Origin of the sequence: Escherichia sp. WS3063 (assembly GCF_046486595.1) — a bacterium.
GTDB lineage: Bacteria > Pseudomonadota > Gammaproteobacteria > Enterobacterales > Enterobacteriaceae > Escherichia > Escherichia coli.
The window spans coordinates 1-590 of sequence record NZ_JBJQKY010000086.1 but is presented as its reverse complement, the minus strand read 5'-3'; the positions used below and the strand labels follow the sequence as shown (position 1 = coordinate 590).

General features: G+C 54.1%; 1 protein-coding gene. It reads left to right on the top strand.

Annotated features, from left to right (window positions below; translation table 11 throughout):
- Window positions 1–590, top strand: a 590-nt coding sequence (locus tag ACJHYW_RS25310) for a site-specific integrase (protein WP_280740105.1), incomplete at both ends; no start/stop codon positions are given.

Here is a 590-nt window from a genome sequence, read left to right as displayed (position 1 = left end):
AGGCTTTCTGGAAATCACCGCGCGGCTGAAAAACTACGTCACCGATATCATGCACTACGCGATGAAAAAGAAACTGCTCAAAGCGAACCCGGCGCTGTATCTGGACGGTGAATTTGCCGCGCCAGAAACCAGTCACTACCCGGCCCTGTCGCTGGACAAATTGCCTGAGCTTTTAACCCGGACGGATAGCTACTGCGGCAGGCTGCTGACAAAATACGCGCTTAAGCTGTCGCTGATTTTTTTTGTGCGCTCCAGCGAACTACGCTTTGCGCGCTGGAGTGAGATCGACTGGCAGCAGAAGTTATGGATAATCCCGGAAGAGCGCGAACAGATCGAAAACGTGCGCTTCTCTTACCGGGGGTCGAAAATGAAAATCCAGCACATTGTGCCGCTGTCGGATCAGGCGATTGCGATACTGAAACAGATCGAGGCCCTCTCCGGGCATCTGGCCTTTATTTTTCCCGGCGAATACGACCAGGACAAGTGCATGAGCGACAACACCGTCAACAAGGCGCTGCGCGTGATGGGTTACGACACCAAAAAGGATATCTGCGGGCATGGCTTCCGGGCAATGGCCTGTAGTGCGCTGA